Here is a 12494-nt window from a genome sequence, read left to right as displayed (position 1 = left end):
CTTATTGCTCAGTTGTCTGCTGTGAGATAGCCTGTTGAATGCTATCATGGAGCTGCTTCGGTACCCGAATCGGGCGAATAGGGATGGCACTTGGCACGGTAATAGGTTTATTTGATTTATTATCTGCGTGCTCTGGTACTGAGCTAGGTTTGGTTTGATTTTGTACACAGGCAATGACAATTTTGCTACTACTTAACAAGGTGTCAGCTGGCTTGTCATTTACATTGACGTTTTCAGGAAAATGGCGATGAATACTTTGATAAAATATAATACTGGCAGGTTTCAATTCCACTTTATCAATACGTACACTTATCTCTTCATCTAAGAAAATCGCTTTTTGATATTTTAACTCTGCTTGACTGACCACAAAATGCTGAATTTGACCCTCATCTGTTTGTAAGAAATAAGTGTTCAGACCTAGCGTTGTAAACCAATCACGGCGGCAGTTTTCAAAAAATATCAAATGATTGGCGTGATAGACTATACCGCCGGCGTCTGTATGATTAATATAGACGTGATAATCGACTGCAAATAAGGGCTTCATAGCTGTATTTGCAGGGGCAGTATTTTTTGTGCTGGTTGTAGTAGTGATGATTGTAGACATAAGATAACTCGATAAAATGCTTAAGCATTATAATAATAAGGGTTATATAGTTTCGACTATAAAATAATGATTACATTAGTAGTATAGCTTGCCGATAAACTATAGCAAAATAAACGAACCAGTTTATTAGAAAACCAATTATAAATTCATGAAAATAGGATAACGCATGACCCGCTTTGTTTGTTTTAATATCAATGGTATCCGCGCCCGTCAACATCAGTTAGAGGCAGTACGTGACATAATCGATCCCGATGTGATGGGTCTGCAAGAAACTAAGGTGCATGACGAGCAGTTTCCGCTCGAAAATGTTGAAAGCCTGGGCTATCACGTCGAATATTTTGGCCAAAAGGCGCATTATGGCGTAGCGCTATTATCGAAAGTTGCGCCTATCTTTGTGCAAAAAGGCTTCCCTGATGAAGACGATGAGGCACAAAAGCGCTTTATTCATGCGCGTTATGAGTTGCAAGGTCGTGAGATTGATGTGCTCAATGGCTACTTTCCGCAAGGTGAAAGCCAAGACCATCCGACTAAATTTCCGATGAAGCGTGCTTATTATGCTGATTTGATGCTCTATATTGACACACTAAAAGCTGAAGGCCGCTCACTGATTATAATGGGTGATATGAACGTTGCGCCAGAAGATATCGATATCGGTATCGGTGAGGCCAATGCTAAGCGCTGGCTTAAAAATAGAAAGACTTCGTTCTTGCCTGAGGAGCGCGAATGGTATGAGGCGTTGATGTCACGCGAGCTTACCGATACTTATCGCTTGCATTATCCTACGAGCACTGAGCTATATAGCTGGTTTGATTACCGCAGTCGTGGCTTTAATGATGAGCCCAAGCGCGGTATGCGTATTGACCACATCTTATGCACTCCAGACTTAAAAGATAAATGTACGGACGCTGGCATTAGTTATGAGCTACGAGCGATGGAAAAACCATCAGATCATGCGCCGATTTGGTCTACATTTGACTTAAAATAACGGTCATTGGACAAACGTAATGTTAATAGTTATTGATGATTTTAATAAAAACCAAACAATAAGGATTTTTATATGGCTGTCGGAAATATTGCAATACCTGAAACTATTTATGCTATTGATGGCATCACACTTAGCGCCACCGCTGCAGGCGTGCGCTATAAAGACCGTGACGATTTAGTCATTATGGAAATTCCTGATAGCGCTGCTACAGCGGTTGTCACTACCAAAAATACATTTTGTGCCGCGCCCGTACGTGTCTTGCGTGAGCATTTTGCAAAAACCAGCCCGCGCTATTTAATTACCAATACTGGCAATGCTAATGCAGGTACCGGTGCTGATGGCAAACGCCGTGCTGAAGATATTTGTGCGGCATTAGCGATTAAAGCTGGCGTAGATACTAACGCGGTATTACCGTTCTCCACCGGTGTTATCGGCGAGCCACTCAATAGTGAGGCAATAATAGCAGGATTGGACGCAGCGTTGGCCAATCTAGCCGCTGATAATTGGTTAGCAGCGGCTAATGGTATTCGTACCACGGATACTATTCCTAAGCTTGCTAGCCAAAAAGTTGATATTGCTGAAGCTGTTTCTAATAATAGTACCAGTTACCATATTACCGGTATCTCAAAAGGTTCAGGGATGATTCGTCCCAATATGGCGACTATGTTGGGCTATGTCGCAACTGACGCCAATATTGCTGCTGACTTATTACAAAAGATGCTGAGTGCTATTAATGAGCTGTCCTTTAATCGTATTACTGTCGATGGTGATACCTCAACCAATGATTGCTGCGTATTGATAGCCACCGGTAAAGCCAGCACGCAAATTATTGATAGCCCTGAGCATCCCCATTATCAGCCATTATTTGAAGCTTTGACAGAAGTGTTTGTGCGCTTGGCACAGTTAATCGTGCGTGATGGAGAGGGCGCGACGAAATTTATGATAATAAAAGTAACCGGCGGAAAAACCAGTAGCGAGTGCTGCGATGTGGCTTATGCGGTTGCGCATTCACCTTTGGTTAAAACTGCGTTTTTTGCCAGTGATGCCAATTGGGGTCGGATTTTAGCGGCGGTTGGTTATGCTGGTATCGAAGATTTAGATACTGAGCAAGTGGATGTGTCGCTAAATGAAGTCATGATTTGCCAAAACGGTACTGTCGCTAGCGACTACACTGAAGCGGCCGGTAATGAAGTCATGAGCCGTCCGGAGATTACCATTCATATAGATTTAGCCCGTGGTACGGCAAGTGATACCGTTTATACCTGTGACTTGTCTTATGACTATATCAAAATTAATGCTGATTATCGTAGCTAATGCCTTTATTTGAAAAGTTATCATTATTGATGACTGCCGTTGCATAAGATCAGTTGCAAATACTGACGTTAACTTACAAAGCAGTCATAGAGCATAAGGTTTTATGCGGCTTATACTGAGTGCAGTACAACAATAAGTGGCGCTGTGTGGATACAGCGTCATTGTTAATGCCCAAATGTCAGTGCTCATGTACTTCTGATTATGTACTTCTGAACATACATCTATAACGTTAACGTCATTAACCTAGACGGTTTAAACAAGACAGTTGCGACAAGGCATTAATGATTTATTGGATAAGGCATTAACGATTTAATAGTAATTAACTGAGGAAAAACCAATGAAAAAATTAGCAATGGCAGCATTAGCGACAACTTTTGCATTAGCAGGTTGTTCTACAATGAATTTAGCCGACGAACGCGCTATGGTTGTTGAAGGTCAGACGGTCAACGTTAAAGTTGTAAACATTCCAAGCTTTAAAGTAGAGATTGCACCGCGTAAAGCTGTCTGTACCGTTATGAACACCGCAGGTGCTAGAGTTGAATCTGAATGCTTACAGTATCGTCAAACCTATCAGAAGAACTTCAATACATTAAACGGTAATATTCAAGGCTTTACTTACGAGCCAAACTATCGTTATATATTAGATGTGCGCCAAGAAGCCATTGCTGATACTGCATCAGGTGTGGTGAAGCCAGCTTGGTCTCTAAACGAAATCATCTCAAAGACTGCTGAATAAGGTCTAAAGTCTGTTTATCAAATATTGATGAATAAGTAGTAAATATTCACACAAAAAAGCCTCTAATTCGTTAGAGGCTTTTTTGTGTGAACTGATTTGTGTGAACCGATTACTAAATAGGCTATATTAGCACTGACTATATTTAACGCTAACGCCTTGGCTGGCAGTAGGTATGCGGTTATCAGCATAAATAGCAAGTCCGCCACGCGACGTTTCTTTATAACTGTCTAACATATCAGCGCCCGTTTGTTTCATGGTTTCAACAACTTTATCAAAAGGCACAAAGTGCTGCCCATCACCACGGCAGGCGAGACGCGCCGCATTAACAGCTTTTACCGCGCCCATGGCATTGCGCTCAATACAAGGCACTTGTACCAAGCCGCCAACAGGATCGCACGTAAGACCTAAGTTGTGCTCAATACCTATCTCAGCAGCATTGAGACATTTGGCAGGATCGCCGCCTAAGATTTCGGCTAGTGCAGAGGCTGCCATCGCGCAGGCAGAGCCAACTTCTCCTTGGCAACCGACTTCCGCACCAGAAATTGAAGCGTTTTGTTTGATTAAGCTACCGATAGCGGTGGCATTCAACAAAAACTTACGCGCCCCCTCAATGCTATAACCTGATAAAAAGTCGCGATAATAATGCATGACTGCAGGAATAATGCCAGCTGCGCCGTTGGTTGGGGCTGTCACCACGTTACCGCCATTGGCATTTTCCTCATTGACGGCTAGCGCATATAAGTTAATCCAATCCATTGCCACGAGCTTATCTTCTTTGCTACTAGGCTGATCTTTTTCAGCGCACAGCTGTAAATGTAAGGCTTGCGCACGACGCTTGACATCCAAACCGCCTGGCAATATGCCACTGTTTTGACAGCCGCGTGTCACGCAATCTTGCATTGACTCCCAAATAGCATCCAAGTAGGCAAAGACTTCTTCTTTATTACGGTAATGCAGTTCGTTCGCCAATACCAAGTCGCTGATACTCAGACCATACTCACGGCACTGTTCAAGCAGCTCTGAAGCACTATTGAAAGGGTAGGGAATGACATCAATAGTCGGGGTAGCATGATCCTCATCTGGATTGTTGGCATCTTCATCATTGATGACAAAACCGCCGCCTACTGAGTAATATGTTTGCTGATAGCGGCTACCGTCTCCTAATAGTGCACTAATAGTCATCGCATTGGGATGGTAGGGCAGAACGGTATCCCCATACCAGTGAATATTGCGTTCTGCATCGAAGGCAACACTATGTTTGCCTGATATATTCAGTTGCTTATCAGCAAAAATGGGTGAGAGGTATTGACTGGTAAGCCTAGTATCAATCGTGCTTGGCTGGTGGCCAAGTAATCCTAACAAGATGGCAGTATCAGTAGCGTGTCCTTTACCAGTCGCTGCTAGCGAGCCATATAGCTCAATCTCTAGACCAGTGACCTCAGTCAATTCCGTTTGCTGGAGTAGTGAGGCTAAGAATAAATTAGCTGCCACCATCGGGCCTACGGTATGAGAGCTTGATGGACCAATCCCGATTTTAAATAAATCAAATACACTAATCATAATAATACACCGAAAAAAAGTAAAATAGAGTGAATGCGACTTTTAGCTTATATGCATAGCTGATAGCATATCCTATAGTGCCTGCATAGGAAAAAGACCAGAATCCGCAGAGGGAATATGGTAGACAACAATAGGGAATAAGTAACGTTAGACAGTAAGCCTAGAGCATCAGCTATGAAAAATTTTAAACGTGGTGGTACGGATGACGGGTGAATAATAGCTGTTGTTTATTATTAATTTCCGTTATGATGCTTGGCATCAACGCTCGTGTAACATCCTGTAAGTTGGTTGTCGCTGTAGAATACATTAAGGTGCGAGCAACCGAAGCGGTGCATTTAGTAGAACATATCCGGCCTCATACATCTAGCAGAATATAACAATTTTATAAAAATAACCGCTCTTTTAACAATAAGCCTCCACGATGGCAAGCTGTTAGCATAACAAAGGTTGCAAGTGTAAGTTTAGAGTAGCGGCCGGTCATGATGCGATACGCTAAATAGGATGATACGAACGTTATAATGCTTCTATTTACCCTATATCCATTTCTAGTTATCATTTTCTAGCTATTGTGATCTTATTTTTTAAGACTTCATTAGTTTAGATTAATCAGGAACAGCGCGCATGACATCTGCCTCAGAGCACTCCTCTCAATCAAAGCAATCTTCTAAGTCAACCGAAGACTCTTCAGTGCCAGACGCTACTGGCAGCAATGCAGCAGTGATGAGCTTACCGCACAATCCCGACTTCGAAAATGGTCGTTGGTTCCCAACATGGCGACCCTTCCAAGGGGACTTGGATCGCAATCCTGTCGGGATCAATGAATATCTGCCGCCTACAAAAAGCGTTCTGCTTGGCGTCCAGCATACTTTTGCGATGTTTGGTTCGACGGTACTGGCTCCGTTATTAATGGGGTTTGACCCTAATTTAGCGATTTTGATGTCCGGTATTTGTACCATCATGTTCTTCATGATTACCGGTGGGCGTATGCCCAGCTATTTGGGCTCAAGTTTTGCGTTTATTGGTCCTGTTATTGCCGTTACTGCTTATGCTGGCGTAGGCTTTAATAGTAATCTCAATGTCGCTTTAGGTGGCATTATGGTGTGCGGCATCATTTATGCCTTGGTCGGTTTATTGGTTATCAAGACTGGCACGGGCTGGATTGAGCGTTTGATGCCGCCTATCGTTACGGGTGCGATTGTGATGATTATCGGTCTTAATTTGGCACCGGTGACCATTCAAGGGGTATCCGCCAATCAGTTCGATGCTTGGATGGCGGCGCTGACAGTATTACTTATCAGTGGGGTGGCGGTATTCACTCGCGGTATGCTTAGGCGCTTGCTGTTACTGGTCGGCTTGATATTATCCTATGTCGCCTACTTTGTTATGACTAATGTGCTAGGTTTTGGCATGCCTATCGACTTTAGTGGAATTCAAACAGCCTCTTGGTTTGGGCTGCCCGGTATCCATGCGCCGCGTTTTGAGATGAGCGCCATTATTTTAATTGCGCCTGTTGCTTTTATTTTGATTGCCGAAAACTTAGGGCATTTTAAAGCGGTAGAAGGCATGACCAAATTGCGTGTGACGCCTTATATGGGTCGAGCCTTCTTTGCTGATGGTTTGGCGACCACTTTTTCAGCCGGTTTTGGCGGTACAGGGGTGACCACGTATGCTGAGAATATCGGTGTCATGGCGGTAACAAAGGTCTATAGTACGACTATTTTTGTGATGGCGGGTATTGTGGCGGTCTTGCTCGGCTTATCACCAAAGTTTGGGGCGATTATTCAAACCATCCCACCGGCGTTATTGGGTGGTGCGTCCATCGTGGTGTTAGGCTTGATTGCAATTGCTGGCGCGAAAATCTGGATTGATAGTCATATCGACTTTAGCAAAAATAGCAATTTGATTATTGCAGCGGTTACCGTGATTATGGGCACGGGTAATTTTAGCTTGCATTTAGGAGGCTTTGATTTGGGCGGTATTGGTACGGCGACCTTAACGGCTATCGTGCTTAATACGCTATTTAACTGGCAAAAAAATAATTATCAAAAATAAGCAGTAGCTTACCTATTATAAAAATATGATATCGTTAATTAAGTTCATATTATAAATAGATTAAATATATTAGGGTGAATGTTATATGAAACGAAATATAAAGATGGTTTTATTTTCAGGTTTATTTGTAGTAATAGCAACTTTATTATCTGAGTTTTTAATACCTAAATCAAGCTCACTCACAACACCTATTATAGCTGCTCTATCAGTCTTAATTGTTTGGCCTTTAGCAAAGAAGCTATTTCCAAATAAATCATAAACGTGAATTTACTATAGTCTCATTATTAACTTTACTTATACCTACGCTTATAAAACCGTGCAAAAAACCGATAGCGTCGCAGGTCGCGCGGTTTGGGCTTTAGTGACCCCAAATAAATAGCGAATAAAGTCAGCAGGGCGCCGCTCCATTGTAAGGTGTTGATAGGTTTATCTAGCCAGCTATAATCAATCACTAATGCAGCAATCGGCTCGGTCAATAGCAACAGACCGGTCAACGCTAAGGACAGCTTGGGAATAGAGTAAGCAATTAGCCCCCAAGCTATACACTGCATCACTGCACCATAAACCAATATCCAACCAACCTCAGACCAAGTGTTGGGCAATATATGACCCATGTCAAAGACCAACATTGGTACAATCATCGCTAAGACACCGCCAATACTGATCAGCTGCATGAGCACAAATATCGGTGTCGGTTCGGTATCGTGAGTCTTACGGATAAAGGTCATTGATGCCGCCAGCATTGCCCCTGATACGATACCCGTTATAAAGCCCCATGTCGCATTGGTATTCTGCGCAAACTCAGGGCTACCAATCATCGCCACCCCGAGCATTGCTAAAAACAAACTTCCCAGCTGCAAAATTGACTGACGTTCACTAAAGTATAAAAACCCAATCGCAGCCAAAAAGAAAATCTGTAAGCTGTTAAGTAGGGTGGAGATACCAGGACCGACAGCATAAATACTCTCGTGCCAAAGCGCCAAGTCCAAGCCTAAAAATACCCCTGATAATAAACCAAATACGATGGCGCGTCTTGAGCGTGGTAAGCGTTGGCCCATGAATTTAGCCAGTAGCGTAAATACCACCCCCGAGATAGCAAGCCGCCAAAATGACATCGCCCAGCCGCCAATATCGACATGGGCAACAATCAGGCTGCCTAAGCCAAAAATAATACAACCGATGATTAGGCCGATGGATGCAGAACGTGAAGAGGCGACAGCCATAATTTGTCCTTGTCATTGCCCAACAAGCAATTTAAAAAAGCCTCAATTGTAAAGGTTTTAGAGTCAAACATAAATGCTATCAGCCAATGTTTAATGGAACAAATTGCTGACAAGGTTTATATATTACCGTCACACTCTTACAGGAATAGTATTGGCGTTAATGTCTCTATTTGTTAGCCTAACCACTTAAAATAGCGAGTAATATTACCGTTATTTCATACCTTATACGCCTGATATAAATTCTTAACTTAGGTTTTATTATGTCTCAAAGCCCAATAGGCTCAGCGTCAAAATCATCAAATAAACTATTATCAGTTAATCCATCACGTCTGATTATTGGTACGAGTGTTGTATTAAGTATGCTTTTTACCATGCCAACTGCACAAGCTGCTAGCTGTCAGCTGCCCAAAAGTTATTATAAAAATGTCACTTGTACTGCTAATAGCGGTTATTTTTTAGCATCGAAAGATTTTGGTGCACCTGTGGCGCTGATTGATAGCAGGGGTAAACCTGTCGTCGATTTATCACGCTATCAAAAGGTCGATGCCAATAAGATCGCTGGCGGTCTATTCCCTGTTCTACGCAATAGCCGAGTCGGTTATGTCAATATGCAAGGTCGTGAAGTTATTCCCACTGTCTATGATATGCTGAGTGGTGGACAAGGCTGGGCGCGACCGGTATCTGAGGGGCGAATTGTGGTCAAAAAAGCAGGTAAGTATGGCGTTATTAGTACTAGCAATCAAACTATCGTACCTTTCTCAGCGGCGATTAGTGATATCGATAATTATCGAGGGGGCGTGGCGCGCGTGCGTAAAAATAAGGCGATCAGCTTGCTGGACAAAAATGGCAATCTCATCACCAATCCTAACTCTAAAGGCACTAATCACAATGACAGCGCTCAAGCGTCTGCTACTAACAAAAAACTTGATAAGCCTGCATCTAGAGACAAGATATCCACATTAGCGCCGCCAAAACCTTCAGCTGGCTTTAACACATTGCAGCCCCATCAACAAGATGGTAAGTGGGGATTTGTGGACGAGAAAAATGTGATCATGATTACCTATTCATTTGATGAGGTTCGACCATTTTCTGAAGGATTGGCTGGTGTGCGTGTTGATGATAAGTGGGGTTTTTTGAATTTAGGCGGCGAGCTGGTCATACCTTTTGGCTTTGATGATAACGGTATTATAGCCAGTGATAGCGATAAAGATGCGCCATCGTTTGTATTTAAAAACGGTAAAGCTTGGGTGGGTAGCCTTAAGAATGGCGCAAAAATGTGTATTGATAAAGAAGGAGCGTATGTTAGCTGTAGATAAAATGATAATTAAGAGATAGTTATTATTAAAATGTCAGTGCAAGAAAAGGAGTTAAAGCATAGATTATTTATGTTTTAACTTCTTTTCTAAAACTATTTAATCTAATAAATGGTTGCGAATTAGATCGACTAGATACGGCTGATAATACGCTGGAATATCATGCGCCATGCCTTCGATTAAATAAAATGTCGCATTAGGAATGGTCTTGGCAACTACCCGTCCTTGTGAGGTGGGCAGTAGCCCATCGGCACTACCATGAATGACGATGGTCGGCGCTTTGACTTGCTTGCTAAAGCGACTGATAGAGCCTGACGATAAGATAGCATTGAGCTGCTGCACGGCACCGAGTGGATGAAAGTTGCGCTGATAACGTAGCTTGGCAATTTCACGGACGGTACGCACGTTGACATGCCCCGGCGTACCAACAGTTTTCATAAACCAGACACTATGGCGCACAATATCACGCTCAGAATGGCTCTCAGGGCGATTGATTAGAGTGTATAGCTGCCTAGCTTTTGGCGGTCTCAAAAACGCGCGATTGGTGGTAGTAAACATCAACACCATCCGCTTTACCAAACTTGGGTAGCGGGCAGCGACGATCTGGGCAATCATACCGCCCATAGAGGCCCCAAGCAGGTGGGTGCTACTCAGATGTAACGCCTTAATGAGACGCACGGTATCTTCAGCCATATCCGTCAGATTATAGGCAACCTGTTGGCTTTTATTAGACAGCCCCGTTTGTAGGCGCAGCATCATCTTCAGCTGACTGACGCGCGGTAGACCTTCAATCTGCACTTTGGACGACAGACCGATATCCCGATTATCAAAGCGAATCACAAAAAATCCGGCATCAATCAGGCGCTTGATAAAACCATCAGGCCAAAATACCATTTGTGAGCCAAGCCCCATTACCATCAATAATGGTGGATTATCAGGATTACCGCCAGCTTCAACGCATAAATTAATCCCATCGCCAATATCAAACATGGCTTGATAAAGATGGTCGCTAAGATCGGAGGCTCGCCAATCATGCACACCGAATTTTTGCCATGCCGGCGTCGGATAGCTGACGGCATTTTCAGATGCGTCGGTACCATTAGGATAACTTGAGTTCGTCATAAGCGCTCCTACTTAAAGTTCTACCATCTCAAAATCTAACTTACCTACGCCGCACTCAGGGCATGTCCAGTCGTCAGGGATGTCATCCCATTTAGTACCAGGGGCGATACCTTCTTCAGGGCAGCCAAGCTCTTCATCATAGATCCAACCACAGACGATACATTCATAACGGTTCATATATAATCCTATCAATTATTATCACTTTTACAGTCTGTCAATTTATAGTCAGTAAAGACCACAAAAACGCACGTAGTGTAGCATATAACCGCAATTTTCGTGATTAAGTTTACACTTGTATATTGAGATAAATAAGCAGTTATCAAGTCACTATTTATGATTTATTCTGTTTAAGTCATTGGCTTCTTGCTCGCTCAACCGCACGCACAAAGCCAATTATGTTATGATAACCGGCGTTAACTTTCCTATTTTAGACATTGTTTGTCGCTGTCATATTACTATTCAAGCCATTTAAGTTAAGGGTTATTATGAGTGCTACTGCCTCTACCACACAAGCCAATACATCATCTGTCGCTGCCAATGTGTTAAACACCGATCATCCATTTTGGCAAGTTATTCGTACCGTTCCTAACTTTCCGAAAGTGGGCGTTGATTTTTATGATATCACGCCTTTATTGCGCAGTCATATTAATGAAGTCGTTGATGCGCTGCTTGCGGTATTGCCTGCTGGATTGCTAGATGAGGTAGATTGCTTAGGAGCCGTTGAGGCACGTGGCTTTGTGTTTGCAAGTTTAATAGCAGGGCGTTTGGGTAAAGGCATGATTTTACTGCGTAAACCGGGTAAGCTGCCACCACCAGTTGCGAATAAGGCTTATGCGCTAGAATACGGAAAAGATACCCTTGAGATGCAAAATAATTTGCCACCTGAGCGTGTACTCTTGGTCGATGATATCTTAGCAACGGGCGGCACACTGACCACCGCTTATGAGTTGTGCCAGTCTGCCGCGCATACGGTAGTGGGCGCGCTAGTATTATTAGATTTGGTTGATTTGCATGGTGAGTTTCCGGTGCCGGTTTATACGGTACTGAAAGCTTAGAAAGTTGCTTTTTTTATGGGAAAATTAAACGAATTGATGATATCTTATAAAAAAGTATTGAACCTACAATCTGTATATTATTCATAAGCAAGCACAAGTTTAAAAAATCAATAATTTAGGTTGCTTTGTCATAGTTACTGTGTAGAATTTAAAAAAAGTCTATCTTAGGAGTGAGTTGTTATTATGAATATTTTATTTAAATCCGCCACCTTAACCCTAGCAATAGGATTAATCTCTGCTTGTACCTCGTACGTTCCAGAAGCGTCGTGGTATAAAGATGGGGTAAGTAAACAATCAGCTACAGACCAGTTGGGCTATTGTAGAACAGATGTGAATGCTGAAAATCTTCCAGAAGAGCAAGCAGAGAGGGTGATTGCTTATTGTATGAAGTCTGAAGGTTATTCCTACAAAACAGACTCTGAAAGAAAACAGTATGAAAAAACAAAATCTGAATTAAATCAAAATATTGTTTTCCTCGATAATTAATTCGTTAAAGGTATTTTGTTAAAAGTAGATTATAAAAAAAGGCA

General features: G+C 42.6%; 13 protein-coding genes. 8 read left to right on the top strand and 5 right to left on the bottom strand.

Translation table 11 applies throughout. The features are described 5' to 3' along the window. Nucleotide 1: 1 nt before the first annotated feature. Nucleotides 2–604, bottom strand: coding sequence for a thioesterase family protein (locus JMY06_RS09040; protein WP_227672261.1), 603 nt, complete (start codon nucleotides 602–604; stop codon nucleotides 2–4). A 166-nt stretch (nucleotides 605–770) separates the two neighbouring features. Here JMY06_RS09040 and xthA point away from each other — a divergent pair, with 166 nt between their 5' ends. The 3 genes from xthA (at nucleotide 771) to JMY06_RS09025 (ending at nucleotide 3639) form a co-directional block, all read left to right on the top strand. Then, complete coding sequence (gene xthA / locus JMY06_RS09035; protein ID WP_201526088.1) at nucleotides 771–1589, top strand: exodeoxyribonuclease III; 819 nt, start codon at nucleotides 771–773, stop codon at nucleotides 1587–1589. 72 nt (nucleotides 1590–1661) lie between these two features. Further along, on the top strand, nucleotides 1662–2903 hold the full coding sequence (gene argJ / locus JMY06_RS09030) for a bifunctional glutamate N-acetyltransferase/amino-acid acetyltransferase ArgJ (protein ID WP_201617976.1): 1242 nt from the start codon (nucleotides 1662–1664) through the stop codon (nucleotides 2901–2903). A gap of 337 nt (nucleotides 2904–3240) precedes the next feature. Next, on the top strand, nucleotides 3241–3639 hold the full coding sequence (locus JMY06_RS09025) for a DUF4377 domain-containing protein (RefSeq protein ID WP_201526090.1): 399 nt from the start codon (nucleotides 3241–3243) through the stop codon (nucleotides 3637–3639). 126 nt (nucleotides 3640–3765) lie between these two features. Here JMY06_RS09025 and JMY06_RS09020 read toward each other — a convergent pair whose 3' ends face one another. Further along, entirely contained in the window at nucleotides 3766–5199 is a 1434-nt protein-coding gene (locus tag JMY06_RS09020) for an L-serine ammonia-lyase (protein WP_201617975.1), read from the bottom strand. A gap of 720 nt (nucleotides 5200–5919) precedes the next feature. Here JMY06_RS09020 and JMY06_RS09015 point away from each other — a divergent pair. Together JMY06_RS09015 and JMY06_RS09010 are read left to right on the top strand one after the other, a co-directional pair. Continuing rightward, nucleotides 5920–7251 (top strand): solute carrier family 23 protein, encoded by a 1332-nt coding sequence (locus JMY06_RS09015; RefSeq protein ID WP_413786911.1) that lies wholly within the window; start codon nucleotides 5920–5922, stop codon nucleotides 7249–7251. A gap of 85 nt (nucleotides 7252–7336) precedes the next feature. Then, on the top strand, nucleotides 7337–7510 hold the full coding sequence (locus JMY06_RS09010) for a hypothetical protein (RefSeq protein ID WP_201526093.1): 174 nt from the start codon (nucleotides 7337–7339) through the stop codon (nucleotides 7508–7510). Between the two features lie 31 nt (nucleotides 7511–7541). Here JMY06_RS09010 and JMY06_RS09005 read toward each other — a convergent pair whose 3' ends face one another. Beyond that, nucleotides 7542–8474 carry a DMT family transporter gene (locus JMY06_RS09005; protein ID WP_201526094.1) on the bottom strand — a complete coding sequence of 311 codons (933 nt, stop codon included), beginning with the start codon at nucleotides 8472–8474 and terminating at the stop codon, nucleotides 7542–7544. 260 nt (nucleotides 8475–8734) lie between these two features. Between JMY06_RS09005 and JMY06_RS09000 the strand changes: the two genes are divergently transcribed. Next, on the top strand, nucleotides 8735–9790 hold the full coding sequence (locus tag JMY06_RS09000) for a WG repeat-containing protein (protein ID WP_201617973.1): 1056 nt from the start codon (nucleotides 8735–8737) through the stop codon (nucleotides 9788–9790). A 96-nt stretch (nucleotides 9791–9886) separates the two neighbouring features. Here JMY06_RS09000 and JMY06_RS08995 read toward each other — a convergent pair whose 3' ends face one another. Both JMY06_RS08995 and JMY06_RS08990 read right to left on the bottom strand, forming a co-directional pair. Continuing rightward, nucleotides 9887–10909: an alpha/beta fold hydrolase gene (locus tag JMY06_RS08995; RefSeq protein ID WP_201526096.1), complete on the bottom strand. Its 1023-nt coding sequence runs from the start codon at nucleotides 10907–10909 to the stop codon at nucleotides 9887–9889. A 12-nt stretch (nucleotides 10910–10921) separates the two neighbouring features. After that, a complete protein-coding gene (locus JMY06_RS08990) occupies nucleotides 10922–11086 on the bottom strand; it encodes a rubredoxin (RefSeq protein WP_201526097.1) in 165 nt (54 codons plus the stop codon). A 308-nt stretch (nucleotides 11087–11394) separates the two neighbouring features. On the opposite strand from JMY06_RS08990, the gene JMY06_RS08985 reads away from it, so the two are divergent. After that, complete coding sequence (locus tag JMY06_RS08985) at nucleotides 11395–11964, top strand: adenine phosphoribosyltransferase (protein WP_201526098.1); 570 nt, start codon at nucleotides 11395–11397, stop codon at nucleotides 11962–11964. A gap of 183 nt (nucleotides 11965–12147) precedes the next feature. Further along, nucleotides 12148–12450 carry a hypothetical protein gene (locus JMY06_RS08980; RefSeq protein ID WP_201617972.1) on the top strand — a complete coding sequence of 101 codons (303 nt, stop codon included), beginning with the start codon at nucleotides 12148–12150 and terminating at the stop codon, nucleotides 12448–12450. The last annotated feature ends 44 nt before the right edge of the window (nucleotides 12451–12494 follow it).

This window comes from Psychrobacter urativorans, assembly GCF_904846675.1.
Taxonomy (GTDB): domain Bacteria; phylum Pseudomonadota; class Gammaproteobacteria; order Pseudomonadales; family Moraxellaceae; genus Psychrobacter; species Psychrobacter urativorans_B.
Note: the sequence above shows the minus strand (reverse complement) of the source record. Positions and strands in the feature narration are given on the sequence as shown.

Coding starts and splice junctions, on each gene's coding strand:
- JMY06_RS09025 (WP_201526090.1), top strand. CDS start 3,241: ATGAAAAAATTAGCAATGGCAGCATTAGCGACAACTTTTGCATTAGCA.
- argJ (WP_201617976.1), top strand. CDS start 1,662: ATGGCTGTCGGAAATATTGCAATACCTGAAACTATTTATGCTATTGAT.
- JMY06_RS09015 (WP_413786911.1), top strand. CDS start 5,920: ATGAGCTTACCGCACAATCCCGACTTCGAAAATGGTCGTTGGTTCCCA.
- JMY06_RS09020 (WP_201617975.1), bottom strand. CDS start 5,199: ATGATTAGTGTATTTGATTTATTTAAAATCGGGATTGGTCCATCAAGC.
- JMY06_RS09040 (WP_227672261.1), bottom strand. CDS start 604: ATGTCTACAATCATCACTACTACAACCAGCACAAAAAATACTGCCCCT.
- JMY06_RS09010 (WP_201526093.1), top strand. CDS start 7,337: ATGAAACGAAATATAAAGATGGTTTTATTTTCAGGTTTATTTGTAGTA.
- JMY06_RS08985 (WP_201526098.1), top strand. CDS start 11,395: ATGAGTGCTACTGCCTCTACCACACAAGCCAATACATCATCTGTCGCT.
- JMY06_RS08995 (WP_201526096.1), bottom strand. CDS start 10,909: ATGACGAACTCAAGTTATCCTAATGGTACCGACGCATCTGAAAATGCC.
- JMY06_RS09000 (WP_201617973.1), top strand. CDS start 8,735: ATGTCTCAAAGCCCAATAGGCTCAGCGTCAAAATCATCAAATAAACTA.
- JMY06_RS09005 (WP_201526094.1), bottom strand. CDS start 8,474: ATGGCTGTCGCCTCTTCACGTTCTGCATCCATCGGCCTAATCATCGGT.
- xthA (WP_201526088.1), top strand. CDS start 771: ATGACCCGCTTTGTTTGTTTTAATATCAATGGTATCCGCGCCCGTCAA.
- JMY06_RS08980 (WP_201617972.1), top strand. CDS start 12,148: ATGAATATTTTATTTAAATCCGCCACCTTAACCCTAGCAATAGGATTA.
- JMY06_RS08990 (WP_201526097.1), bottom strand. CDS start 11,086: ATGAACCGTTATGAATGTATCGTCTGTGGTTGGATCTATGATGAAGAG.